This is a genomic window from Roseovarius salis (genome assembly GCF_044472985.1).
Classification (GTDB): domain Bacteria; phylum Pseudomonadota; class Alphaproteobacteria; order Rhodobacterales; family Rhodobacteraceae; genus Roseovarius; species Roseovarius salis.
In genome coordinates, this window is sequence record NZ_JBISDG010000027.1 from 1 (window position 1) to 24,295 (window position 24,295).

At 66.7% G+C, this 24,295-nt stretch carries 29 protein-coding genes; 15 read left to right on the forward strand and 14 right to left on the reverse strand.

What is annotated here, in order from left to right; translation table 11 throughout:
• On the reverse strand, positions 1-422 hold a 422-nt coding region (locus ACH13J_RS12095), incomplete at its 3' end, for an IS110 family transposase (protein ID WP_397543592.1).
• Positions 423-777: 355 nt separating this feature from the next.
• Between ACH13J_RS12095 and ACH13J_RS12100 the strand changes: the two genes are divergently transcribed.
• The gene (locus ACH13J_RS12100) at positions 778-1,695 is read left to right on the forward strand and encodes a LysR substrate-binding domain-containing protein (protein ID WP_397543593.1); all 918 of its coding nucleotides are present in this window, start codon (positions 778-780) and stop codon (positions 1,693-1,695) included.
• A 176-nt stretch (positions 1,696-1,871) separates the two neighbouring features.
• Here the strand turns inward: ACH13J_RS12100 and ACH13J_RS12105 are convergent, their stop codons facing one another.
• The 4 genes from ACH13J_RS12105 to ACH13J_RS12120 form a co-directional block, all read right to left on the reverse strand.
• Positions 1,872-2,825 carry an NAD(P)-dependent oxidoreductase gene (locus ACH13J_RS12105; protein ID WP_397543594.1) on the reverse strand — a complete coding sequence of 318 codons (954 nt, stop codon included), beginning with the start codon at positions 2,823-2,825 and terminating at the stop codon, positions 1,872-1,874.
• Positions 2,825-3,166, reverse strand: a complete 342-nt coding sequence (locus ACH13J_RS12110; RefSeq protein ID WP_397543595.1) for a tRNA-binding protein — start codon at positions 3,164-3,166, stop codon at positions 2,825-2,827. The genes ACH13J_RS12105 and ACH13J_RS12110 overlap by 1 nt, the downstream gene beginning before the upstream one ends.
• On the reverse strand, positions 3,159-3,974 hold the full coding sequence (proC, locus tag ACH13J_RS12115; RefSeq protein ID WP_397543596.1) for a pyrroline-5-carboxylate reductase: 816 nt from the start codon (positions 3,972-3,974) through the stop codon (positions 3,159-3,161). The genes ACH13J_RS12110 and proC overlap by 8 nt, the downstream gene beginning before the upstream one ends.
• Before the next feature lie 156 nt (positions 3,975-4,130).
• On the reverse strand, positions 4,131-4,631 hold the full coding sequence (locus tag ACH13J_RS12120; RefSeq protein ID WP_397543597.1) for a type III secretion system chaperone family protein: 501 nt from the start codon (positions 4,629-4,631) through the stop codon (positions 4,131-4,133).
• A 280-nt stretch (positions 4,632-4,911) separates the two neighbouring features.
• On the opposite strand from ACH13J_RS12120, the gene ACH13J_RS12125 reads away from it, so the two are divergent.
• On the forward strand, positions 4,912-5,319 hold the full coding sequence (locus ACH13J_RS12125) for a hypothetical protein (protein ID WP_397543598.1): 408 nt from the start codon (positions 4,912-4,914) through the stop codon (positions 5,317-5,319).
• 65 nt (positions 5,320-5,384) lie between these two features.
• On the opposite strand, the gene ACH13J_RS12130 is transcribed toward ACH13J_RS12125, so the two are convergent.
• Positions 5,385-5,630, reverse strand: coding sequence for an accessory factor UbiK family protein (locus tag ACH13J_RS12130; protein WP_397543599.1), 246 nt, complete (start codon positions 5,628-5,630; stop codon positions 5,385-5,387).
• Positions 5,631-5,728: 98 nt separating this feature from the next.
• On the opposite strand from ACH13J_RS12130, the gene lgt reads away from it, so the two are divergent.
• From lgt to ACH13J_RS12155, 5 genes are all read left to right on the forward strand, one after another.
• Positions 5,729-6,616: a prolipoprotein diacylglyceryl transferase gene (lgt, locus tag ACH13J_RS12135; RefSeq protein WP_397543600.1), complete on the forward strand. Its 888-nt coding sequence runs from the start codon at positions 5,729-5,731 to the stop codon at positions 6,614-6,616.
• Positions 6,613-7,674 carry an SAM-dependent methyltransferase gene (locus ACH13J_RS12140; protein ID WP_397543601.1) on the forward strand — a complete coding sequence of 354 codons (1,062 nt, stop codon included), beginning with the start codon at positions 6,613-6,615 and terminating at the stop codon, positions 7,672-7,674. Before lgt ends, ACH13J_RS12140 begins: the two co-directional genes overlap by 4 nt.
• The gene (gene pgeF / locus ACH13J_RS12145) at positions 7,671-8,426 is read left to right on the forward strand and encodes a peptidoglycan editing factor PgeF (protein ID WP_397543602.1); all 756 of its coding nucleotides are present in this window, start codon (positions 7,671-7,673) and stop codon (positions 8,424-8,426) included. The genes ACH13J_RS12140 and pgeF overlap by 4 nt, the downstream gene beginning before the upstream one ends.
• Positions 8,427-8,678: 252 nt before the next feature.
• Complete coding sequence (locus tag ACH13J_RS12150; protein WP_397543603.1) at positions 8,679-8,801, forward strand: hypothetical protein; 123 nt, start codon at positions 8,679-8,681, stop codon at positions 8,799-8,801.
• Between the two features lie 255 nt (positions 8,802-9,056).
• On the forward strand, positions 9,057-9,839 hold the full coding sequence (locus tag ACH13J_RS12155) for a Hint domain-containing protein (protein ID WP_397543604.1): 783 nt from the start codon (positions 9,057-9,059) through the stop codon (positions 9,837-9,839).
• A 17-nt stretch (positions 9,840-9,856) separates the two neighbouring features.
• Here ACH13J_RS12155 and ACH13J_RS12160 read toward each other — a convergent pair whose 3' ends face one another.
• Positions 9,857-10,357 (reverse strand): winged helix-turn-helix transcriptional regulator, encoded by a 501-nt coding sequence (locus ACH13J_RS12160; protein WP_397543605.1) that lies wholly within the window; start codon positions 10,355-10,357, stop codon positions 9,857-9,859.
• A gap of 201 nt (positions 10,358-10,558) precedes the next feature.
• On the opposite strand from ACH13J_RS12160, the gene trxB reads away from it, so the two are divergent.
• The gene (gene trxB / locus ACH13J_RS12165; RefSeq protein ID WP_397543606.1) at positions 10,559-11,533 is read left to right on the forward strand and encodes a thioredoxin-disulfide reductase; all 975 of its coding nucleotides are present in this window, start codon (positions 10,559-10,561) and stop codon (positions 11,531-11,533) included.
• Between the two features lie 210 nt (positions 11,534-11,743).
• On the opposite strand, the gene ACH13J_RS12170 is transcribed toward trxB, so the two are convergent.
• A complete protein-coding gene (locus tag ACH13J_RS12170; protein WP_397543607.1) occupies positions 11,744-12,796 on the reverse strand; it encodes a cytochrome c peroxidase in 1,053 nt (350 codons plus the stop codon).
• A gap of 276 nt (positions 12,797-13,072) precedes the next feature.
• Between ACH13J_RS12170 and ACH13J_RS12175 the strand changes: the two genes are divergently transcribed.
• Both ACH13J_RS12175 and ACH13J_RS12180 read left to right on the forward strand, forming a co-directional pair.
• Positions 13,073-14,785 (forward strand): bifunctional sulfate adenylyltransferase/adenylylsulfate kinase, encoded by a 1,713-nt coding sequence (locus tag ACH13J_RS12175; protein WP_397543608.1) that lies wholly within the window; start codon positions 13,073-13,075, stop codon positions 14,783-14,785.
• A gap of 116 nt (positions 14,786-14,901) precedes the next feature.
• Entirely contained in the window at positions 14,902-15,609 is a 708-nt protein-coding gene (locus tag ACH13J_RS12180) for a hypothetical protein (RefSeq protein WP_397543609.1), read from the forward strand.
• Positions 15,610-15,618: 9 nt separating this feature from the next.
• Here ACH13J_RS12180 and plsY read toward each other — a convergent pair whose 3' ends face one another.
• From plsY to ACH13J_RS12210, 6 genes are read right to left on the reverse strand one after another with little or no spacing between them, the layout of a single operon-like run.
• Complete coding sequence (plsY, locus tag ACH13J_RS12185; RefSeq protein WP_397543610.1) at positions 15,619-16,224, reverse strand: glycerol-3-phosphate 1-O-acyltransferase PlsY; 606 nt, start codon at positions 16,222-16,224, stop codon at positions 15,619-15,621.
• Positions 16,224-17,534, reverse strand: a complete 1,311-nt coding sequence (gene pyrC, locus ACH13J_RS12190; RefSeq protein ID WP_397543611.1) for a dihydroorotase — start codon at positions 17,532-17,534, stop codon at positions 16,224-16,226. Before pyrC ends, plsY begins: the two co-directional genes overlap by 1 nt.
• The gene (locus ACH13J_RS12195) at positions 17,521-18,105 is read right to left on the reverse strand and encodes a YqhA family protein (protein WP_397543612.1); all 585 of its coding nucleotides are present in this window, start codon (positions 18,103-18,105) and stop codon (positions 17,521-17,523) included. The genes pyrC and ACH13J_RS12195 overlap by 14 nt, the downstream gene beginning before the upstream one ends.
• Positions 18,102-18,536, reverse strand: coding sequence for a hypothetical protein (locus ACH13J_RS12200; protein ID WP_397543613.1), 435 nt, complete (start codon positions 18,534-18,536; stop codon positions 18,102-18,104). Before ACH13J_RS12200 ends, ACH13J_RS12195 begins: the two co-directional genes overlap by 4 nt.
• Positions 18,533-19,075 (reverse strand): hypothetical protein, encoded by a 543-nt coding sequence (locus tag ACH13J_RS12205; protein WP_397543614.1) that lies wholly within the window; start codon positions 19,073-19,075, stop codon positions 18,533-18,535. Before ACH13J_RS12205 ends, ACH13J_RS12200 begins: the two co-directional genes overlap by 4 nt.
• Positions 19,072-20,022, reverse strand: coding sequence for an aspartate carbamoyltransferase catalytic subunit (locus ACH13J_RS12210; protein WP_397543615.1), 951 nt, complete (start codon positions 20,020-20,022; stop codon positions 19,072-19,074). Before ACH13J_RS12210 ends, ACH13J_RS12205 begins: the two co-directional genes overlap by 4 nt.
• Before the next feature lie 145 nt (positions 20,023-20,167).
• Between ACH13J_RS12210 and ACH13J_RS12215 the strand changes: the two genes are divergently transcribed.
• The 5 genes from ACH13J_RS12215 (at position 20,168) to ACH13J_RS12235 (ending at position 24,293) form a co-directional block, all read left to right on the forward strand.
• Positions 20,168-20,974 carry a uracil-DNA glycosylase family protein gene (locus ACH13J_RS12215; RefSeq protein WP_397543639.1) on the forward strand — a complete coding sequence of 269 codons (807 nt, stop codon included), beginning with the start codon at positions 20,168-20,170 and terminating at the stop codon, positions 20,972-20,974.
• Positions 20,971-21,570: a metallophosphoesterase family protein gene (locus ACH13J_RS12220; RefSeq protein ID WP_397543616.1), complete on the forward strand. Its 600-nt coding sequence runs from the start codon at positions 20,971-20,973 to the stop codon at positions 21,568-21,570. The genes ACH13J_RS12215 and ACH13J_RS12220 overlap by 4 nt, the downstream gene beginning before the upstream one ends.
• On the forward strand, positions 21,567-22,187 hold the full coding sequence (locus ACH13J_RS12225; RefSeq protein WP_397543617.1) for a LysE family transporter: 621 nt from the start codon (positions 21,567-21,569) through the stop codon (positions 22,185-22,187). Before ACH13J_RS12220 ends, ACH13J_RS12225 begins: the two co-directional genes overlap by 4 nt.
• Before the next feature lie 7 nt (positions 22,188-22,194).
• Entirely contained in the window at positions 22,195-22,737 is a 543-nt protein-coding gene (moaB, locus tag ACH13J_RS12230; RefSeq protein ID WP_397543618.1) for a molybdenum cofactor biosynthesis protein B, read from the forward strand.
• 98 nt (positions 22,738-22,835) lie between these two features.
• The gene (locus ACH13J_RS12235; RefSeq protein ID WP_397543619.1) at positions 22,836-24,293 is read left to right on the forward strand and encodes an HlyD family efflux transporter periplasmic adaptor subunit; all 1,458 of its coding nucleotides are present in this window, start codon (positions 22,836-22,838) and stop codon (positions 24,291-24,293) included.
• Positions 24,294-24,295: the final 2 nt, after the last annotated feature.

Consider the following 24,295-nt stretch of genomic DNA (forward strand, 5'->3'; position numbering starts at 1 on the left):
TGGAGCTTGTTGAGCAGCATGGTCCGCTGCTTGACCAGCACGTCGCGGCTGTGGACCAGCGACCCGAGCTCGGCCTCGGCGGTCGATCTCAGCCGTGTCTGCGGCAGCATGTCCTTCGACAGGAAGAAGGCCAGCGCGCGGGCATCGTTGCGGTCGGTCTTGCTGACAGATCTGCGGATCACCTCGAACTTGCGCGGGTTCACCACCACGATGCGTCCCACGCAAGCGCGGATCTCGCCGCAGAACCAGGCGGCGTTGGAGGTCGCTTCCACCGCGATTTCGTCGTCGGCATCAAGGTCAAGACAGAACCGCTCGATATCCGCCGCCGACAGCCGGAAGGTTTCAAAACGTTCCGCCCCGTCCGGACCCAGCCGGCAGATGGTGAAGGAATTGGAATGAAGATCGACACCGATAAAGGCCATGGCTATACTCCCTTGTTAAGGAGGCGGAGCCCCGAAAGGGGCGTGAACGGCCAAACCAAGCTCCTATCCAAGATCACCGGGCACGCCCGGGCCTTACGGGGGCTGTTCGGAAACAGGCGAAGGCTAAACTCCTGTACGGGGTCGCAGTGCCCCAAGACATCATCCAGCCTGAAACCTATCCGCCTCCCCAAATCTCCTACAAAATTCAGGGCGTTTGGTCGCTCACAAACCATTCATACCCCCTCCTGTTTGTGGGACGGATGGGCGCCCGTGCCACGAGCCTAGGTATTTCACGGGATTGACAGCAAACGAGCTTTCCTCGCAGCATGGATGAACAAAACTAATCCATTGTGTCATGTCCCGCCGTCTGCCGTCTCTCAACCAGCTTCGCGCCTTCGAAGCTGCTGCGCGTCATTGCAGCTTCAAGCTGGGCGCGGCAGAACTGTGCGTGACACAGGCGGCGGTGAGCCATCAGGTCAAGGCGTTGGAAGATGCGCTCGGACTGACGCTGTTCGTCCGGCGGACCCGCGGGATCGAGCCGACGGCAGAGGCCCGGCGCCTGCTGCCGGTGCTGACGCGCGCCTTCGACGATATCGAGGCCGCGACGCTGGATGTCTCAACCACCGCGCTGACCGGCGAACTGCGCGTCACCGCCGCACCATTTTACGGAAACCGCTGGCTGTTGCCGCGACTCGACGGCTTTCACGCGGCGCATCCCGGCCTGACCGTTTCGGTCAGCCTGTCCTTCGAGGTGGTGGACCTGGCGGCAGAGGGATACGACGCGGCACTGCGGTTCGGCACCGGCGCCTGGCCGGGTCTGGCGGCCACCCACATTCATAACGACCGGATCGGGCCGGTTTGCGCGCCGGGTTACGTCAGGGGGTGCGCGCTGCCGCTTGAGCCGGCGGAGATCGCACGGCTTTCGCTGGCGACAACCCGCGACCTGGCGGGGGAATGGACAGCATGGTTCACCGCGGCCGGCCATTCGCCAAGTCCTGACCCGGACATCGTGGAGCATCCCAACCGGGCGCTGGCCTTCGATTCCGCCCTGTCGGGCATGGGGGTTTGCCTTGCGGATGCACGGCTGTCGGGTGCCGCCGAAGCGGCCGGCCACCTTGTCAGGCTGCACCCGGCGACGGTCGTGATGCCGCGGGGCATGTATCTTGTCCACCCTGAACGCCCCCGGCCCGACCCGCGCGTGGCGGCGTTCGCCGAATGGCTGAAACGCGAGGCGGCTCAGCCCCTTTCCGGCGATACGGAACCAACGGAATAGCCGGCCCGCAAGGCACATACACCACGTCCGGGTTGGTGTTGGAATAATCCTGCGGGATGTCGTGCCGCGCCTGCGGGGCAGACCGCGTTGGCATTGCGGATGCTGACGGAAACCGGCGTGGGGCAACGGAACGCCCCCTTGCCGCATGTGGCGGACGCCGCGGCACTGTCCGGCGGTCAGTTCACAAGGTTCGGCGGGGTCTGGCCCGACAGCGCGGCCACGAGGTTGTCGACAGCCATGAACCCCATCCTCTCGCGCACCTCCAGCGCCGCGGTGCCAAGGTGCGGCAGCAACGTGACGTTCTCCATCTGCTGCAAGGCCCCGGGCACCTCCGGTTCGTTTTCATAAACGTCTAGGCCGGCACCGGCGATCTCTTGCGCCTGAAGGGCCGCGATCAGCGCCGTCTCGTCGACAACGTCGCCGCGCGAGATGTTGACGAAATGCGCGTGCGGCGGCATCGCCGCGAACACGTCCGCCCCGATCAGGTGATACGTTTCCACGCCGCCCGGCACCGCGGCAACCACGATATCGGCGCCGGCGGCGAGGGCCGCGGGAGTCTCGACCCGCGTGGCCTCGAATTCCAGCTCCTTTGCCGATCGGTTGTAATAGATCACCTTCATGCCGAAACCGTAATGGCAGCGCCGCGCGATGGCCAGCCCGATGCGGCCCATGCCGATGATGCCAACCGTCTTGCCGGTCACGTGCAGGCCCAGCAATTGCGTCGGTGTCCAGCCGGTCCACTGTCCCGCCCGCACGAGGCGCTCACCCTCTCCGGCGCGCCGAGCGCTCATGAGAATGAGCATCAGCGCGATGTCCGCCGTTGCGTCGGTGACCGCGCCGGGAGTATTGGTCACGTCGATCCCCGCCGCCCGCGCGGCGCCGACGTCGATGTGGTTGTAGCCCACGCCGAAATTGGCCAGCACCTTGCACCGGGCGCCCTGTGCCCCCTCGAACGCCGCGGCCGAGAAATCGTCGCCCAGTGTCGGCAGCACGCCGTCATACAGCGTCATCGCCGCGCGCATCTGGCCAAGCTTGAGCGGTTCGCTTTCCTCGCGGATCTCGACATCGAAATGCTCCCGCGCCCGGGCGATCACCGCGTCGGGCAGGCGCCGTGTGAACAGAACCCGCATCAGTGCATCCGCTCCCCTTCGCTTACCTCGCGGTCGGGCGCCAGCAGCACCACCCCGCCCTCCGCGTCCGACACGCCGAGAACGAGAACCTCTGACATGAACTTGCCGATTTGCCGTGGCGGAAAGTTGGCGACACCCATGACCTGCCGGCCGACCAGGTCCTCAGGCGTGTAATGAGCCGTGAGCTGGGCGGAGGTCTTGCGCTCGCCGATCTCGGGGCCGAAGTCGATCCACAACTTGATTGCCGGCTTGCGCGCCTCGGGAAAGGGTTCGGCCCGCGTGACCCGGCCCACGCGGATATCGACCTTCAGGAAATCGTCGAACGTGATCTGGTCAGCCATCCCGCAACTCCCGCGACCGTCCGGAGGCGGCCGCCACCGTACGCCGCATCAGCGGCGGCAGGCCGGTTTCCTCGTCCATGAGCACCTCCAGCCCGGCCTGCGTGGTCCCGCCGGGGCTGGTGACGTTGACGCGCAGTTGCGCCGGGGTCTCGCCGGACTGCTCGGCCAGCGCGCCCGCCCCGGCCACCGTGGCCTGCGCAAGCTGCATCGACAGCTCCGGGGCAAGACCCTGAGCCTCGCCCGCCCTGGCAAGGCATTCGATCATGTGAAAGACATAGGCCGGACCGGAACCCGACACGCCTGTTACCGCGTCCATCTGCCTCTCGCTTTCCAGCCGGACAACCTGCCCGACCGCATTGAGCAGATCCTGCGCCATGTCCAGATGGGCCGCCGTCGCGTTGGCATTGCCGACGATCGCGGTGATCCCGCGCCCCACGGCGGCGGGCGTGTTGGGCATGGCACGGATGATCGGCGTCGCGGCCCCCAGCTCGGCCTCGAACGCCGCGATCGGCGTGCCGGCGGCAACGGAGACGAACAGCGTGTCGCCATTACCCTTCGCGGCGATGGCCGGCAGCGCCTCGCCCATCATCTGTGGCTTCACGGCGACCAGCACGACAGCGGGGCTTTCGGGCAATTCCCCGTTGATCGCAACGCCGGTTGACCTGAGCCAGTCACTCGGCTCGGGGTCGATGACAGAAACCGCCCCGGGCGGCAGGCCACGATCGAGCCAACCCTCGAGCATGGCCGACCCCATCTTGCCGCAGCCCAGCAGCACCAGACCGCCGCGTGCCAAATCCTTGATCGCCATGGTCCTGCGCCTCCGCTTCTGTCCCGCTGCGCGAAGTGTTACGCGTGCGGTGCAGTGGTTTCAATGGGCGCGGCACCGTGCCCGGCAAGCGGCAAAGCGCCGTGGGGCCATCATCCGGCAATCGCGGCTTCGGATATCCACGGTCGCGACGGGCCGTCAGGCCCGCCCGTACGCCTCGGCAATCGCCACCTGCATCGCGTCGCGCGGCGTCTGGTCGCCCCATATCACCAGCTGGAATGCCGGGTAGAACCGTTCGGCAGTAAGAACCGCCGTGTTGATCAACGTGTCGACCTGATCGGGATGCACGGCCTGCGCACCGGCCATGACAAGCCCGTAGCGGTAGACCATCAGCTTCTGCTCGGCCCAGTAGGTGAAGGCCCCCGCCCAGCACTGGTCGTTCACATCGTTCAGGGCCTGGTAGAGAACGGGAAGCTTTTCCTCGGGCGGCTCCATCTCGAAGGTGCAGACCATGCGCAGGGTCTCGTCATAGACCGACCAGGCAAGGGTGATGGAGTAGGTGCGCCACTGCCCCTCGACCGCCATGGCGATCTGGTCGTCGCCGATGCGGTCGAAGTCCCAGTCGTGGTATTCCGCGAGATGTTCGACGATATCAATGGGATGGAGATCTTCTTGCAGAAACTGCTCGGAAAGGGCCATGCCACCACCTCTTGTGTCTGTAGCGCCGGGGGCTGGCAGCGCCCCAAGCGCTAGGTGCCTGCTCTAGAGCCGGGGGTGGTCCCCGCATGCTCCTACCAGATATGGTGGAGCCTCCGGGCACGCCTGTAAAGCTATTTGTTGGGGATAAACTCAATAAGTTGTGGATGACGCCAAAACGTCATCAATATGAGATCGGGCTGTCATGTTGCGATGCCGGGCCTGCGGTGACTTTCCGCCGGGCTTGTGGCAACTTGGCTGTCATCACAGGAGGTACGTCGCCATGTTGCGGAGACAGCTCGCAGGCGGACTGGCCCTTTCCCTTGCCGTGACCGCGGCGGCCACGATCCCGGCGCAGGGTTCTTCCATCAACCAGTCGCGGGGCAGCTTTTCATCCGGCACGGCCGGGGCCGCGCAGGCACAGGTCGCGTCAATACAGGCCGAGATCGGTGAAACGCGGGCGCAACTGGCCAGAAACGAAAGACGTATCGATCACTTGAAGGCCAAGCTTGCGGCGGCGCAGGTCAACAAGGACACGGACAAGATCGAGAGCGTGAACGGGGAACTGGCCGCGCTGATCCGGCAGCGCAAACAGCTGATCCGGCAGCGCAAACAGCTGATCCGGCGCCTTGCCAAGCTGGAAACCGAACTCGAAGCGGCGCGCGATCGCCTGCCCGCAAGCCTGAAATAGCCACCTGCCGGGGCGGTCGTGTCACAGGCGTGGCGGTTTCGCTCCAGCCGCGGAAAGGCGGGGGCCTATTTCGCGCCCTTTTCCAGCGCCTCGATGCGCGCCTTGAGCGCCTCGTTCTCCTCGCGCGCCTTCTGGGCCATGGCGCGGACCGCATCGAATTCCTCGCGCGTGACGAAATCCCGGTCGGCCAGCCAACGGTCGACCATCGATTTCATCGCCGTTTCGGCCTCTTCCCGGGCGCCCTGCGCCACGCCCATGGCGTTGGTCATGAGCTGCGAGATGTCGTCGAAAACCTTGTTGCGGGTCTGCATTGGAATTGCTCCGGCGTTACAATTTCCCCCTATATGGGCTGCGAAAGCGGACGGGGCAAGCTTGACTTCCCCCTGCCCCGCGGACCAAGGAGGCAGGTATGCAGGCGGCCATCCCATTCCCCGACATCTCTCCCGAGATTTTCACGATCTCGCTGTTCGGGATCGACTTCTCGTTGCGCTGGTACGCGCTGGCCTACATCGCCGGCATCCTGATCGGTTGGCGGCTGGTCGTGGCGGCGGTTCGGCGGCCCGCGCTGTGGCCCGGCAACGCGCCGGCGATGAGTTCCGAACAGGTCGAGGACCTGCTGACCTGGGTCATCCTGGGCGTCATACTTGGCGGGCGTCTTGGCTTCGTGCTGTTCTACAACCCCGGCCATTTCCTCGCCAACCCGGGCGAGATCCTGATGATATGGCAGGGCGGCATGTCCTTTCACGGCGGTCTGCTTGGCGTGATCGCCGCCTGCCTGGGATATGCTTGGCGACAGGGCATCTCATGGCGGTCGGTGGCCGACGTGCTGTGCATGGCCACCCCTGCCGGCCTGTTGCTCGGCAGGCTGGCCAATTTCATCAACGCCGAGCTGTGGGGCCGGCCGACGGACCTGCCTTGGGGCGTGGTCTTTCCGGGGGAGCTGGCGCAATACTGCCCCGACGTGGCCGGGGCCTGCGCGCGCCATCCCTCGCAGCTCTACGAGGCGGCGCTGGAAGGGCTGGTCCTTGGCGCCGTGTTATTGTGGCTGGCGTTTCGGCGGGGCGCGCTGCGGCGGCCCGGGGCCGTTACCGGCATGTTCTTCGCGGGATACGGCGCGGCGCGGTTCGTGGTGGAATTCGTGCGGCAGCCGGACGTGCAGTTCGTGTCTCCCGGCAATCCGCTCGGGCTGGCGCTGCATGTCCACGGATACGGGCTGACCATGGGCCAGCTTCTTTCCCTGCCGATGGTCGCCTTCGGCCTGTGGCTGTTGATGCGGGCGCGGCGGACGGTGAGATGACCCCGCTGCAGAAGATCCTCGCCGCGCAGATCCGGGCGGGCGGCCCGATGACGCTGGCCGATTACATGGGCACCTGCCTGCTGCATCCCGAACACGGATACTACGCGACGCGCGACCCTTTGGGCGCGGCCGGGGATTTCACCACCGCGCCGGAGATCTCCCAGATGTTCGGCGAGCTTTTGGGGCTGGCGCTGGCGCAGGCGTGGACGGATCAGGGGGCACCCTCGCGCTTCACCCTGGCCGAGCTCGGGCCCGGACGGGGCACGTTGATGGCCGACGCGCTGCGCGCCACGCGCAGGGTGCCGGGCTTTCACGACGCGCTGCACCTGCATCTCGTCGAGGCCTCGCCCCCCCTGCGCGCCGCGCAGGCACGGACGATCGGGCGGGACGACATCGCCTGGGTGCAAAGCGTCGCCGAGTTGCCCGACGCACCTCTTTTCCTGCTGGCCAACGAATTCTTCGATGCCCTGCCGGTGCGCCAACTCGTCCGCGCGGGTGACATGTGGCGCGAACGGATGGTGGACCTCGATGAGCGGGGGCTCAGGTTCGGCCTCGCCCCGCCCAAGCCGGTGCCCGCCCTCGATCACCGGCTGGAGGACACGCGCGATGGCGACATCGTCGAGATCGCGCCACAGGCGGCGGGAATCGCCGCGAAGCTCGGGCATCGTATCGCGGCGCATGGCGGTGCGGCGCTGATCGTGGATTACGGCGGCTGGCGTTCCCTCGGCGATACCGTGCAGGCGGTGCAGGAGCACGAACGGGCCGATATCCTTGCCGCACCGGGCACCGCGGACCTGACCGCGCATGTGGACTTCGAGGCGATTGCGCGGGCAGCGCCTTGCCGCGTGAGTCGGCTGGTCCCGCAGGGCGTTTTCCTCGAAAGGCTCGGCATCACGGCGCGGGCGCAGGCGCTGGCGCGCGGTCTGGAGGGCGAAGGGCTGGAGTCGCATGTCGCCGCACATCGGCGCTTGACCCACCCCGACGAAATGGGGACGCTCTTCAAGGTAATGGCCCTCTATCCCGATACCGCGGCGCCGCCGCCCGGACTGGACCCATGACGCTCGAGATCATAACCGCCGAGTGCCTCGCGCCGATGCGCCACGGCTTTTTCACCCGCCGGGGCGGCGCGTCTTCCGGGATCTTCGCGGGGCTGAACTGCGGCCTTGGATCGAGCGATCAGGCCGAGATCGTCGGGATAAACCGAGCCCGGGCGGCCGAGTCACTGGGCGTCGCGCCCGAAAATCTGGTGACCGTCCACCAGGTGCACTCGGCCTGCGTGGCCGTGATCGAGGGCCCGCCGGATGACCGGCCAGAGGCGGACGCGATGGTGACCGACCGGCCCGGGCTGGCCCTGTCCGTGCTGACGGCCGATTGCCAGCCGGTTCTGCTTGCCGACAACGAGGCGGGGGTCATCGGCGCGGCCCATGCGGGGTGGCGCGGAACCCTCGACGGGGTGCTGGAGGCCACGCTGGACGCGATGGAAGATCTCGGCGCGTCGCGCGAAAGCATCCGGGCCGCGATCGGCCCCACGATCAGCCAGGCGGCTTACGAGGTGGGGCCGGAGTTCCTCGACGATTTCCTCGCCGAAGACCCGGAGAACCACCGTTTCTTCATCAATGGCGAGGGCGACAGGTACCTTTTCGACCTGCCGGGTTTCGGGCTCTACCGGCTGCGGGCGGCCGGGATCGGCGCTGCGGAATGGACACGCCACTGCACCTATGGCGACGAGTCGCGATTCTATTCCTACCGCCGCGCCACCAAGGCCGGGCAGGCCGATTACGGGCGGCTGATTTCGGCCATAAGGCTCTAGAAAATGGCGCCGGGCTGGTCAGACGGTTCCACTTCCTGCCACATTTCAAACGGCTGATCCGCCCGCAACATGCGCAACGAACCGGTTTTATATTTTGATTTCAACGTCCTGACCCGCCCCATCGCGGGCATTCGGATAGGTCCGTTCTGCACGCGTCAAATCACCAGCTTCCCACGTTCCCGTCAAATCGTGGCCCAAAAGCGGGACGATGTTGTCAACCGACAGACAGACCTGACTTAGCAAGGGATGCCAATGAAAACCCGCTGGATGAAATCGCTTATCAAGACGAGCAAAGAGCCCATGCCGTCCCTGCCCTTCCGCCGCGGCGCGCGCGGGGCCAAGACGACGCAGACCGCGGCCCTGCGCTCGGCGTGACGGAGTCGTCACGCGCCCGCGGCCGATTCGAATCCGGCGGCCCGGAATTGTGACAAGATCACGGTCGCACCGCCGACAATGCCCCGGGCACAGCGCGATTGTCCGTCGATGGTCGACAGTGGCGAGGCGAATTTGACGAATTTGGGGCAGGTGCGGCAAATTTTGCCGCATTATTAACGCGATGGTAACGAAGTCTTTCTGGCGTCGTCGGTGGGGGCCGACGCGGTTGAGACGACCCTGAGAGGTAGCTCGATCATGACGACCCCAACGAACAGGTTCGATTTCGCGGCAACGCGCCGGCTGTCCGGTCTCGGACAGCGATCTTCCAAGGAGTCCGGGCGCAAACCGCTCGCGATGCGCAAGTACCAGATCTCGGCACTGCTGGAGGATGGCAGCGTACGCACGACCGACCAGATCGGCCCGGCCACGCCGACCTTCGAAGGCGCCTTTTCAGCGTTCGCCCATGGCACGCTGATCATGACGTCGCACGGCCCCGTCCCGGTCGAGGATCTCGTTCCGGGCATGAAGATCACGACCCGCGACCGCGACGCCCAGCAATTGATGTGGGTCGGCGCCATGACCCTGATGCCGCGCTCCGATGACGTGCCCTACAGCGGCAGTCTCACGCGGATCATGGCAGACAGTTTCGGCATGGGCCGGCCGGAGACGGACCTGATGGCCGGACCCGGCGCGCGGCTGCTGATGCGGCCCTCCGGCCATGCGGAGCGTTTCGGTAGCGAGCGCAGCCTGACCCCCGCCGGCCAGATCGTCGACGGGATGAACGCGATCGAGATATCGCCGCCGCGGCCCGTGCGCGTTTACCACCTGTGCCTGCGCCGGCACGCGATCATCAACGCGGCCGGGATGGAAACCGAGAGCTACCACCCCGGGCGCGGTTTCGAACGCAACATGGGGCCGAACATGCTCAGCCTTTTCCTGACCCTGTTCGCACATATCAAGAAGCCACAAGATTTCGGCCCGCTGGCGCACGCGCGTCTGCCCTTTTCCCATGAGCAAGAGGCCGCCGACGTCGCCTGAAGATCGCCCTGCCGGCGTCACGCCGACTGTGCAAGACGCTCCTCGAGCACCTCGAAGGGGACGCCCGGCTCGTCCTTGGCCCCGCGGATCACGAGCGAGGTCTTGACGCTTGCGACGTTCTCGGCGGCCGTAAGTTCCTCGGTGAGGAAACGCTGGAACGTGGAAAGGTCCGGCGCGACGCATTTCAGGATGAAATCCACCTCACCATTGAGCATGTGGCACTCGCGCACCAGCGGCCAGCCCCGGCAACGCGCCTCGAACGCACTCAGGTCTGCCTCCGCCTGGCTCTGAAGGCCGACCATGGCGTAGACTTGCACTTCGAATCCCAGCTCACGCGCATCGATGTCGGCGTGGTATCCGCGTATGAAGCCGTTCTCCTCCAGCGTACGGACCCGTCGCAGACACGGCGGGGCCGAGATTCCCACGCGCTTGGCCAGCTCGACATTGGTCATCCGGCCATCGGCCTGAAGCTCGGCCAGGATCTTGCGATCGATCTCGTCCAGTCGGGTTGCAGGCATGGAGGCTCTCCTGAAATCGCGATTGTTATATCACCGCTGCGGGCATACGCAATATTATTTCATCAAGACGCAAGATCGTTTCAGCCATCACGGTTCGATCGCATGCGCGGCAAAGCCGCGCCGCAAAGGGTTTCACCGCCCCGCCACCGCGGCTATATCTGTGCTCCGAGTCGCATCACCCCAGCATCAAAGGTTCCGCTCATGGCCGAGACCCTTCATACAAAATGCCTTATCATCGGCTCAGGCCCCGCCGGATACACCGCCGGCGTCTACGCCGCGCGCGCCATGCTCGACCCCGTGCTGGTGCAAGGGATCGAACCGGGCGGCCAGTTGACCACGACCACCGAGGTCGAGAACTGGCCCGGCGACACCGAGGTGCAGGGCCCCGACCTGATGGTTCGCATGGAGGCCCATGCCAAGGCCGTCGGCTGCGAGGTGATCAGCGACATCATTACCGAATTGCAAACCGATGGGCGCCCCTTCACCGCCATTGGCGACAGCGGCGCGGTCTATACCGCCGATACTGTCATCATGGCCACCGGCGCGCGCGCCAAGTGGCTGGGGCTGGACAGCGAGGAGGCGTTCAAGGGCTTCGGCGTGTCGGCCTGCGCCACCTGTGACGGCTTTTTCTACCGCGGGCAGGAAATCGTGGTGGTCGGCGGTGGCAACACCGCCGTCGAGGAGGCGCTGTTCCTGACCAATTTTGCCAGCAAGGTTACCCTGATCCACCGCCGCGACGAGCTGCGCGCCGAGAAGGTGCTGCAAGACAGGCTGTTCAAGCACCCCAAGATCGAGCCTTTGTGGTTTCACGAGGTCGAGGAGATCGTGGGCGAGCACAACCCCAAGGGCGTGACCGGCATCCGTGTGCGCGACAACCGGACCGGCGAGATGACCCAGGTCCCGTGCAAGGGCGTGTTCATCGCCATCGGCCACGCGCCGGCCAGCGAATTGCTGAAGGGCAAGGTCGAGATGCATCACGGCGACTACGTCAAGGTCGAGCCGGGCAGCACGCGGACCTCGATCCCGGGGATATTCGCGGCCGGTGACCTGACGGACCACATTTACCGCCAGGCGGTCACCAGTGCCGGGATGGGCTGCATGGCCGCGCTCGACGCCGAGAAATTCCTCGCCGAAATGGAGGACGAAGGCGCCGAGCTGGCCGAGGCGGCCGGCTGACCGCCCGGTAAAGGGGGCTCTGCCCCCGCCGCCCTTCGGGCGACTCCCCCGGAGTATTTCCGGCAAGATGAAGACGTGGGCGTGCAGGCTGCAACGAGCCGCAAAGAACCGCCATCCGCCCAAGCCCGGCCCGGGGCGCCCGCGACGACGGGAAAAAGGGCGCGGGCCTTGGCCTGCGCCCTGATCTTTCCATTGGTTCGGGAAGGCGGCTCAGCGCGCGACGTCACCCGTCGGGCGCGGCGTTTGCAGCGTCTCGGCCGGCAGGACCGGATAGGTGACCTCGGGCATCTGGCCTGTCAGCGAGCCCAGAAACGCCGCGATCTTGTCCACCTCGTCATCGTCGAGTTCCATGCCAAGCTGCGCGGTGCCCATGATCGCCACCGCGACTTCCAGATCCCAGACCTTGCCGGAGTGGAAGTACGGCGCCGTCAACTCGATGTTGCGCAGCGGCGAGGCACGGAACACGTAAGAGTCGTCGGCGGTCTTGGTCACCTGGAAGCGCCCCCGGTCATCCGGCGGCAGAACGTCGGCGCCCGGCTTCTCGATCAGGCCGAAGGGATAATACCCGTTGCCGCCGAGGTTCACGCCGTTGTGGCACGATGCGCAGCCCTTATCCATGAAAAGCGAAAGGCCTTCCTTCTGCTCGGCGCTCAGCGCATCGTCATTGCCGTTGAGCCACGCGTCGAAGGGCGCCGGCGTGACGAGCGTCGCCTCGTAGGCCTCGATCGCCTTCGCGAAGTTGTCGAAGGTCACGGGGTCCGCTTCGCCGGGAAAGGATGCCTCGAACCAGTCAACATACTGCGGCATCGAGTTGAGCGTGGCGATCACGTTCCGGGGCGTGTTGGCCATCTCGACACCGGCCTGCACCGGCCCCTTGGCCTGCGCCTTCAGATCCTCGGCCCGGCCGTCCCAGAACTGCGCGTCGTTGAACACGGCGTTCAGGACCGTGGGCGAGTTGCGCGGCCCCTTCTGCCAGCCGTGGCCGATCGAGGTGGGCATGTTGTCGTCACCGCCGGTGGCGAGGTTGTGGCAGGAGTTGCACGAGAACACGCCCGACGCGGACATCCGGGGGTCGAAGAAGAGCGCCTTGCCCAGATCAATCTTTTCCGGGGTTACGGGGTTGTCGGTCATGGCCGGTATGGTCGAGGGAACCGGGGCGAACAGGGCTAGCGCATCCTCCCTCAGCTCGTCCGCGACCGCGGCGGCCGGAGCCAGCGCCAACGACGAGACGGTTGCGAGGGCGAGCCTGATGCGTGAACACATTGAGAACCTCCTATAGGTGATTTGTCCGACGTCCGCGCGTTGGAACAGTTCTAATTCCGTGCTGCATCGCAAACTTGATCTGGCTCAAACCGGGCGGGCCGAAGTGGCCTTGCAAGGATGCTTTGCAGTGACCGCATAGCGGCATTTTCCGCCGCATTTTCCGAAATCGCCTTCCCGCGGCTTGAAACCCGCCGGAAACCTTGTTTATGGCGCGTGACGACGGGGCGGCGTAACCGGACCCGACCAGATCGCATTGCCGAGAGAAACGAGAGAAAAATGACCTATTCCAACCTGGCTCCGCTCCCCGAGCTCTATGTTTCCTACGAGTCCGCCCAGAAGATGAAATCGGAAGCCGCCGATCTGACCAGCTGGGATCTCAGCCCGCGCCAGATCTGCGATCTCGAGCTTCTGATGAACGGCGCGTTCAACCCGCTCAAGGGCTTCCTGACACAGGCCGATTACGACGGCGTGGTCGAGAACATGCGCCTGGCCGATGGATCGCTCTGGCCGATGCCGATCACGCTGGATGTCAGCGAGGAATTCGCCGAAAGCATCGAGCTGGGCCAGGATATCGCCCTGCGCGACCAGGAGGGCGTGATCCTTGCCACGCTGACGGTGACGGATCGCTGGACCCCCGACAAGAAACGCGAGGCCGAAAAGGTGTTCGGCGGCAACGACACCGCACACCCGGCGGTCGACTACCTGCACAACACCGCCGGCAAGGTCTATCTGGGCGGCCCGATCGTGGGCATCCAGCAACCCGTCCACTACGATTTCCGGGGCCGCCGCGACACGCCGAACGAGTTGCGCGCCTATTTCCGCAAGCTGGGCTGGCGCAAGGTGGTGGCCTTCCAGACACGCAACCCCCTGCACCGGGCGCACCAGGAGCTGACCTTCCGCGCCGCCAAGGAAGCCGAGGCCAACCTGCTGATCCACCCGGTCGTGGGCATGACCAAGCCGGGCGACGTGGATCACTTCACCCGCGTGCGCTGCTACGAGGCGGTGCTGGACAAGTACCCCGGCAGCACCACCACGATGTCGCTGCTCAACCTCGCCATGCGTATGGCCGGCCCGCGAGAGGCGGTCTGGCACGGGCTCATTCGCCGCAATCACGGCTGCACCCACTTCATCGTCGGCCGCGACCATGCCGGCCCGGGCAAGAACAGCCAAGGCGAGGATTTCTACGGCCCCTATGACGCGCAGGAGCTGTTCCGCGCGCACCAGGACGAGATCGGCATCGAGATGGTGGACTTCAAGCACATGGTCTATGTGCAGGAGCGCGCCCAGTACGAGCCGATGGACGAGATCGCCGACAAGGACAATGTCACGATCCTCAACATCTCGGGGACCGAGTTGCGCCGCCGCCTGCAGGAAGGGCTGGAAATTCCCGACTGGTTCAGCTTCCCCGAAGTGGTGACCGAGCTGCGCCGGACGCGCCCGCCCCGGGCGCAGCAGGGTTTTACCGTGTTCTTCACCGGGCTGTCGGGCAGCGGCAAGTCCACCATCGCCAACGCGCTGATGGTCAAGCTGATGGAGATGGGCGGCCGGCCGGTGACCCTGCTCGACGGGGACGTGGTACGCAAGCATCTCAGCTCCGAACTCGGGTTCTCGAAAGAGCACCGGGACCTCAACATCCAGCGGATCGGTTACGTGGCCTCCGAGATCACCAAGAACGGCGGGATCGCCATATGCGCGCCGATCGCGCCCTACGCCGCCACCCGCCGCAAGGTGCGCGGAATGATCGAACAGTACGGCGCCTTCTGCGAGGTTTATGTCGCCACCAGCCTCGAGGAATGCGAGCGGCGCGACCGCAAGGGGCTCTACAAGCTCGCCCGTGAAGGCAAGATCAAGGAATTCACCGGGATATCCGATCCTTACGACGTCCCGCAGGAGCCCGAGCTCACGGTCGAAACCGAGGGCATGGACGTGGACAACTGCGCGCACCAGGTCGTTCTAAAGCTGGAACAGATGGGTCTGATCGCGGGCTGAACGTCACCGTCTGCCCCGTGCGGGCGTCATTGTCGGAGCGGCCGGCAAGGTCCGGCGCCCGCCCCTGCAACAAGCCAGCCTTGCGGGGGCGGCGACTGTCGGTCTAGGGGGCGGGCATGTATGCTGTCGCCCTGACGTCGATCCCGCCGCGCCTGAACCGGCTGCGACCGGTTCTGGACAGCATCCTGTTCCAGCGCCCGGCGCCTGACCGCGTGATCCTGTGCCTGCCGCGCACATGGGCACGCTTCACCGCCGTCGCGGCGGCGCCCGAGCTGCCCGAGGGGGTGGAGCTGCTCACGGCAGAGGCCGATTTCGGCCCAGCCACCAAGGCGATCGTCCCGGCCCGGATGCTGTGCGGCACGGTCGGCAGGCTGATCTATTGTGACGATGACTGGCTGATGCCGCCCGGCTGGGCCGCGCGGCTCATGGCCGCGCAAAGACCGGGAGAGGCGGTTGCGGCCACCGGTTTCGACGTGGCCCGGCTGAAACGGCACGGTCACCGGCCACGGAACCAGGACGCGGGCTTTGCCGACATCGCACAGGGCTATTCCGGCGTGCTCGTTGACCCGCGCTGGTTCTGCCTGCCCGACATTTCGCCACCGCCCGGGGCATGGCCGGTGGATGATGTCTGGCTGTCCGGACAGCTGGCGCGGCAGGATATTCCCGTGCGGCTCGCCCCGGCGGCCCGGGCGGGGCTGAAGCCGGCGTTTTCGGACAAGCACGCGCTGCAGGACACGGTCGTTGGTGGATGGTCGCGTGACGCGGCCAATCGCGCCTGCTGCGATGTCCTGACGGCACGCTACGGTATTTGGCCACGGGCCTGACCCGTTGCCTCACTTTTCCCCGATCCGCGGCTCCTGCCCGGTGCGCAGGCGCCGGATGTTGCCCCAGTGCCGGGCAAAGACCAGCAGCGTCAGCACCACGCCCAGCAGGAACATGCGCGGCTGGCCGAGCGCCATGATCCACATGGTCGACAGCGCCGCCGCCATAAGCGCCCCCATCGAAGAGATTCGCGTCACCGCTACTGCCACCGCCCATGTCAGGCAGGCGGCCAGCCCCACGGGCCACGCCAACGCCAGCAGCACGCCGAGGAATGTCGCCACGCCCTTGCCGCCCCTGAACTTCAGCCAGACGGGGAAACAGTGCCCGACAAACGCCAGAAGACCGGCCAGCTGCGCCGCATCCTCGCCCGAAACCATCCGCGCGAGCAGCACAGCAACGGCGCCCTTGACCGCATCGAGCAGCAGCGTGGCCGCCGCCGCGCCCTTGCTGCCCGTGCGCAGCACGTTGGTCGCGCCGATGTTGCCGGACCCGATGCTGCGCAGGTTGCCAAGCCCCAGATGGCGCGACAGCAGCAACCCGAACGGGATCGACCCCAGCAGGTAGCCGAGCACGCCCCATACGACCAGAAGCGGGGCGGCGGTTTCGATTGGTGGCATCAGGTCACCTCGTGCACGCGCTCGCCACCGACCCAGGTGCCGATCACCCGGCCCTGCATCCTCTGGCCGTCGAACGGCGTGTTCTTGGATTTCGACCGCAGCGTGCTGCGATCCATGACGAAGGGTTTGTCGGGGTCGAACAGGACAAGGTCGGCCGGCGCTCCCGGGCAGATGCGCCCGCCGTCAAGCCCGAGACGCCGCGCCGGGTTGAGCGCCAGCGCGCGGAACAGTTCCGGCAGCGTCAGGTTACCGGCATGGTAAAGCCGCATCGCGGCGGGCAGCAGCGTTTCCAGCGCCACGGCCCCGCTCGCCGCCTCCTCGAAGGGCAGGCGCTTGCTCTCCTCGTCCTGCGGGGTGTGCATCGAGCTGATGATATCGATAAGCCCGGTGCGCACCGCTTCGACCACCGCCATGCGGTCGTCCTCGTCCCGCAGGGGCGGCTTGACCTTGAAGAAAGTCCGGTACTCGGCCACGTCGAGGGCATTGAGCGTGAGGTGGTGGATCGAGGTACCGGCCGTGATGTCAAAGCCGTTCTTCTTGGCCCGCTCCAGCGCCGGCAACGCGCGAACGGTGGTGATCTGGTCGACGTGATAACGCGCCCCCGTCATCTCGATCAACGCGATGTCACGATCCAGCCCCATGCGTTCTGCCATGGGCGTCACCGCCGGCAGGCCCTTCAGAGAGGCGACCTTGCCGCTGCTGGCCGCCGCGCCGCGCGACAATCCCGGCTCCTGCACATGCGCGATGACCAACGCGCCGAGGCTGCGGGCATATGTCAGCGCGCGCGAAAACACCTTGGTGTCGGAAACCACGTGGTCACAATCGGTGAAGGCCGCGGCGCCGGCGTCCATGAGAAAGCCGATCTCGGTCATCTCGCGCCCCGCCCGCCCCTTGGTCAGCGCGGCCATGGGCAACACCCGAACCGGTGCCGCGGCATTGGCGCGGCGGGCAACGAATTCCAGCGTCTCGGGGTTGTCGATGGCCGGTAGGGTATCTGGCCGGGTCACCATGGTGGTCACCCCGCCGGCGGCCGCTGCCAGCCCGGCGGAACGGTAGCTTTCCTTGTGCCGCTCGCCCGGTTCGCACACCTTGACGCCGATATCGACGATACCGGGAGCGAGGCACTTGCCGGCGCAATCGACCTGGCTTTCGGCCGCCGGCATGTCGTCACCGCTGCCGGTGGCGCGCACGGTGCCGTTTTCGGCCAGCAGCCACCCCGGCGCATCGGTGCCGGACTCGGGGTCGATCAGCCGGGCGTTGGCGAACAGAATACTGCGGCCCTCGCCGGCCCGGGCTTCAGCGCGGGGCATCTTCGTCCTCCTCGGCTTTCTCCGGTCGCACCGTCTCCTCGGGATGGTCCCTCTCGATCCGGGCCATATAGGCAAACACCGCCGCCGTGGCCAGCAGCACAAGGTGCAGGGCACCGAGGATCAACAGATCGCTGGGGTCCTCCAAGTCGCCCGCCAGCACCTCGTGCACGACATGGATGCCGGAGATGATGACCAGGGTTGCCGCGATGCGCGATTTCACCGGCGCGAACTCGTCGGTGTAGCTGAGCTGTTCGTCACCGTCATGGCCCAGCTGATAGGCGACGTAATACGCGTTGTAGGCCGACACCATCACCATCACCACGAGATTGGCGATGAAAACCATGTCCAGCAGATCGAGCACGAGCAGGATCGCCTTGTCGCGATCAAGGAAATCGAGGCTGACCACCGATTCGTAGATGGCGTAGAAGAACGAAACGCCGAAGACGAGCAGCGCCGCCATCAACCCGAAGAAGAGCGGCAGCTGCAGGATGTGGATGCCGAACACGCTTCGGCGCAGCAGCCGGCGGGCGCGATATCCGTTCCGCCGCAACGGGTCCTGGTCGCCGCTCATGCGCCCCTCCCGGCCCCGGCCTGCCGCAGCCGCGCCAGCGTGGCGTCCCGGTCGGACTGGTATTTCAGAAGGTGCTTGTCCCCGGCCGCGGTGACAACCTGCACCGCCGAGCCGAGGCTGCGCAGGGTCGCTATCTCGGCCAGCCTCACCGCCCGGCCGCCCGGCCCCAGCAAGCGCCGGTCCGTCAGCAGCCAACGCACGGCCATTTCCTCGGATTCGAGATACCACGCGCGGATAGCAACCGCCGCCAGCCCGCCCACGGCGCCGGCCCAGACATGCGGGTTGCCGATGGCCCACAACACGGCCATGCCGCCCGCCATGGCAAGCGCGGACATCCATGCGTGATCGCGCCAATAGGTGGCGCGGTCCGGCGCGAACTCGGCCAGAACCGCCTCGCCCTCGTCCAGCGGGCGGTGCGCGTCGGCCGTCATGCGGACACCAGCAACAGGACGAGTGCAACGGCCAGCACGACCGCCACGATGACCAGCGGGACCACCCAGTTCCGCGGCCCGCGCAGCGCGCGGCCTGCGCTCTCGGCGGATACCTTGCCCGTCGCATCCCCCGAGGGCAACGGGGCGAAGGACACTGGCGGCCGCTCCTCCGAGAAGCTGGCAAGAAGCCGCAGCGGCGCGCGCGGCGTTAGCGTCTGCCCGGTACCGTGGAAGGCGCGCGAGGTAAGCACCATCACCGGGCCTGTTTGCGCGTCGAGGCGGGCGCGCATATCCGAAAGCTGATCCTCGGGGATGCCGTGCCCCTCCGAGAGATACCCCGAGAGGCCGAGCCCCTCCAGGTCGGATACGGGGAATACCTCTACATGCTCGGGGTCCAGCGTTTCCGCGCCGAGCGCCTCCTGAACCGGCCAGCGGCCATCGTGCCGCATGAACTCGTCGAGGCCCGCGGGCTCCAGGTCCACCGCGAAGACCCAGACACGTCCGCGTTCTCCCGCCTTGACCTCGATGCGCTCGCTCACGCCATCACCTCCCGCGCCGGGGCGCGCAAATTGCGCGCCAGCAGATCCATCGCCGCCATGCGCACCGCGACGCCCATCTCCACCTGGTCCTTGATGACGCTCCGGTTGATGTCATCTGCGATTTCACCGTCGATCTCGACGCCGCGGTTCATCGGCCCCGGATGCATCACGATGGCGTCCGGCTTTGCATGGGCCAGCTTGTCCGCGTCCAGACCGAAACGGAAATAGTATTCGCGCTCCGAGGGGATGAAACCGCCATCCATCCGCTCGCGCTGAAGCCTGAGCATCATCACCACGTCGACGTCGCGCAGCCCTTCCTCCATGTCCTGGTAGACCTCGACGCCGAACTCGCCGATGCCCGAGGGCATGAGCGTGGGCGGGCCGATCAGCCGGATGCGGTTTTCCATCTTGTGCAGCAACAGGATGTTGGACCGCGCCACGCGGCTGTGGGCGATATCACCGCAGATGGCGATGTTGAGCCGGTGCAGGCGCCCCTTGGCCCGCCGGATCGTCAGCGCGTCCAGCAACGCCTGCGTGGGGTGCTCGTGCCGCCCGTCACCCGCGTTCAGCACCGCGCAATTCACCTTCTGCGCCAGCAGGTCCACCGCGCCGGAATGGGGATGGCGCACCACCAGCAGGTCGGGGTGCATCGCGTTGAGGGTCAGAGCGGTGTCGATGAGCGTCTCGCCCTTCGTCAGGCTGCTCGCCTCCATCGCCATGCTCATGACATCGGCCCCCAGCCGCTTGCCCGCCAGCTCGAAACTGGCCTGCGTGCGGGTAGAGCTTTCGAAGAACATGTTGACTTGCGTCAGCCCGGCAAGCGCCTCGGTGTGCTTCATCGACGAGCGGTTGAGATCGACATACTGCCCGGCGAGGTCCAGAACCGTCGTGATGTCCGAGGGAGAGAGGGGCTCGATCCCCAGAAGGTGGGAGTGTGAAAAGCTCATCCGCCGCTCCGGTCCGCATCCGGGCCGGTTATAAGAAGCGCGGCGGAGCGGGGCAAGACGCCGTGAACCGCGGCCAGCGCGGCACGGGGCCGCCCCCGGCCGTCGGCTGTTCCAACCGCCGCACACAGGCTGTAGCTTGCGCAGCATGGAATCGGGTCTCGATCATCATGCCGCGCGGGCGCTGCTGGAATGGCAGATCGAACTCGGCGCAACCGACGCGATCGGCGACACGCCGCTCGATCGGTATGCCCTGTCCGACGCGCCGCCGAAACCGCCGGCCGCGCGCGGCACCGCGACGGTGGCCGACCCCCCCGCCCCGGCCGGCCCGGCGCCGGAGGTTCGGCACGACCCCGTCGCCGAGGCGAAGGAATCCGCCGGTGCGGCGCGGGATCTCGCCGGGTTGCGCGAGGCCATGGCCGCCTACACGCATTGCGAACTCAGGAAAGGGGCGCGCAACCTCGTCTTTGCCGATGGCATCCCGGCGGCGCGGGTCATGATCGTCGGCGAAGCCCCGGGCCGGGACGAGGACATTCAGGGCAAACCGTTCGTCGGGCGCGCGGGGCGCTTGCTGGATCTGATGCTGGCCGAGATCGGGCTGGCGCGCGACGCGGAGTCGGCCGAGAACGCTGTCTACATCACCAACGTCCTGCCCTGGCGCCCGCCCCAGAACCGCGACCCAAAGCCCGATGAGATCGCCATGCTGCTGCCATTCGTGGAACGGCATGTCGAACTTGCCGATCCCGACATCGTGGTGCTGATGGGAAATACCAGCTGCCAGGCCGCTCTCGGCCGTCGCGGGATAACGCGGCTGCGCGGCAGCTGGACCCATGCCTATGGCCGCCTCGCCCTGCCGATGTTCCATCCCGCGGGCCTGCTGCGCAACCCCCACAACAAGCGTTTCGCCTGGGCCGACCTGCTGGAACTCCGGGCGCGGCTGGAGGAAATGACATGAAGATACTCGCATTCTCGGACCTGCACATGGCGCGCGGGCGGGCGGCAGGGCTGGTGGAGGCCAGCCGGGCCGCCGATATCGTCATCGCGGCGGGAGACTTCTGCAACGCGCGGCAGGGGCTTTCGGACGCGATCGCGATGCTTGAGGGCATAGCCGCGCCCCTTGTGGCCGTGCCGGGAAACGCCGAGAGCTTCGACGAGCTGCAGGCGGCGGCCCGCCCGGGCATGACCGTGCTGCACGGGACCGGCACGGAAACCGCGGGCCTGCGCCTCTTCGGGCTCGGTTACGGCGTACCGGTCACGCCCTTCGGCGACTGGTCGTGTGACCTGACGGAGCAACAGGCGGCGAACATGCTGGCACGTTGCGACCATGCCGACATACTGATCCTGCATTCGCCGCCGAAAGGCGTGGCCGACATCACCTCTGCCGGCCAGTCCGTCGGATCGACCGCGATCCGCGATGCCATCGCGCGCATACAGCCACGATTGGCGCTATGCGGGCACATCCACGACAGCTGGGGCCGCGAGGGCATGATCGGCGGGGCGCGGGTGGTCAATCTCGGCCCGCATGGCCAATGGTTCGAGCTCGGCGCATGATCGACGCACTCACACTGGTTGCCTTTGTTCCCGCGGCGTTCGCGCTCAACCTGACACCGGGGGCGGACATGATGTTCTGCCTCGGGCAGGGGTTGCGTGCGGGACCCCGTGCGGCGGTCGCGGGCAGCGCGGGCATTGCGCTTGGCGTGATGGTGCATGTCGCGCTGGCCGGGCTGGGTCTGGGGGCCGCCATCGCGACGGTGCCGTGGCTGTTCGACGTGATCCGTTGGGCCGGGATCGCCTATCTGCTCTGGCTCGCCCTGCAGGCGCTGCGCCATGTGCCGCAGGCCGGCGGCACGCCGCCCGTGCGGCCCGCGCGCGCCTTTCGCGACGGGTTCGTCGTGAACCTTGCCAATCCAAAGGTCATCTTGTTCGTGCTGGCCTTCCTGCCCCAGTTCGTCGCGCCGTCACAGGGCAACGTGCTGTGGCAGTTCCTGCTGCTCGGCCTCGTGATTTCGGCGGGCGGGTTCGCCATCAACGCGCTGGTTGGCGTCTTCGCCGGCGGGCTCGGGCGGCGGCTGACCGGCTCGCCGACGTTCTCGCGCGGGGTCGGCTATGCCTGCGCGGCCATTTTCTCGGCGCTTGCCCTGCGCCTTGCCCTGATCGAGAGGAGTTGACACCCGAATGAGCCGAATCGACGAAAGCAAGGAATTCATCCCCGTCCGGATCGCGGTTCTGACCGTCAGCGACACGCGTGATGCCGCAGGGGACCGCTCGGGCAACGTGCTGGTGGACCGGATAGAGCGCGCGGGCCACATCCTGGCCGACAGGATGATCGTGCGCGACGAGTGCGACCAGATCACCGAGCAACTGCGCGAATGGGTGGCCAACCCGGAGGTGGATGTCGTCATCTCGACCGGCGGGACGGGCCTGACCGGCCGAGACGTCACGGTGGAGGCGCATCGCGCGGTCTACGAGAAAGAGATCGACGCCTTCGGCACCGTCTTTACCATGGTCTCGATGCAAAAGATCGGCACCAGCGCGGTGCAGTCGCGCGCCACCGGCGGCGTGGCGGGCGGCACGTATCTGTTTGCCCTCCCCGGCAGCCCGGGTGCCTGCAAGGATGCTTGGGACGAGATCCTGGAATTCCAGTTCGATTACCGTCACGCCCCGTGCAATTTCGTGGAAATCATGCCGCGGCTGGACGAGCATCAGAGGCGGAAATAGCCGGATGATACGCGCCCGCGCGCGCTTGGCTTTCCGGCCTCTTTCCCTACATTGGAATGACACCCGGACGTGCCGGGTTTCGAGAGGTTGCACCCCGGATGCGTTTTCTGCGCCAAAGCCTGACGGGCCTTTTCCTGCTGTCCCTGACGCTTGGATTGCTGGGATATGCCGGGAAACTCGTTTTCGACGCCGTTCAGGAGCGCATGGCCGAGGAACCGCGGGTTCCCGACCGGCGCGAGCGTATCTTTGCCGTCAGCGTGGTGGAGGCGCGCGAGCGCACGATCGCCCCGGTCCTGACCGCCTATGGCGAGATCCAGAGCCGGCGCACTCTGGAAATCCGCGCCCGGACAACCGGCACGCTGGTCGAGCTTGCCGACAGTTTCGAGGAGGGCGGCACGGTTGAAAAGGGCCAGCTTCTCGCCCGGGTGGACCCGGCGGATGCCGAGTTTGCCCTTGCCCGCGCAAAAAGCGAACTGACCGATTCCAAGGCGGAAAAACGAGAGGCACAGCGCGCACTGGAACTGGCCCGCGACGAGCTGGCTGCCGCCGAGGAACAGGCGGCGCTGCGGCAAAAGGCGTACCGGCGCCAGGCCGACCTGCAGGAACGCGGCGTGGGCACCGCGGCCGCGGTCGAGCAGGCCGAGCTGGCCGCGGCACAGGCGCGGCAGGCGGTGATCGCGCGACGGCAGGCGCTGGCCGTGGCCGAGGCCCGGGTTGACCAGGCCGAAACCCGCCTTGCCCGGTCGGAAATCGCGCTGGACGAAGCCGAGCGGCGGCTGGCGGATACCAGGATCATCGCCGAGTTCTCGGGCACGCTGAGCGATGTAACGATCGTCCAGGGGGGGCGCGTTTCTGCCAACGAACGGCTTGGCACGCTGGTTGACGGCAACTCGCTGGAGGTGTCCTTCCGCGTGTCCACGACGCAGTACAGCCGGCTGATCGACGGGTCGGGTAACCTGCTGCGGCTGCCCGTTACGGCGCGGCTTGACGCCCTGGGGCTGGATCTCGCGGCGAAGGGGGTCATCAGCCGCGAAGGCGCGGCGGTTGGAGAGGGCGCGACCGGCAGGCTGGTCTTTGCCCGGCTTTTCGAGGCCCCCGCCATGAAGCCCGGCGATTTCGTCACCGTAGAGGTCGAGGAGCCCCCGCTCGACCGCGTGGTGCGCCTGCCGGCGGCGGCACTCGGCCCCGACGGCACGGTGCTGGTGCTCGACGAGGACAACCGGCTGGCGGAGCAAGATGTGACGCTGGTGAGGCGGCAGGGCGACGACATCCTGGTGCGCGGGGAGGATCTGCCCGGCGCGCGGGTCGTGGCGGAGCGCACACCGCTTCTTGGCGCGGGAATCAAGGTGCGCCCGCTGGACCGCGAAGAGACCGCCCGTGACGTCCACGACAACACGCTGGAGCTGTCCGAGGATCGGCGCGCGCGGCTCAAGGCATTCGTGCAGGAAAACGCAGGCATGAGCGAGGCGGTCAAGACCCGCCTGCTCGGCGAGCTTGACCGCCCGCGCGTGCCCGCCCAGGTGGTCGAACGCCTGGAACGCCGGATGGGAGGCTGAGG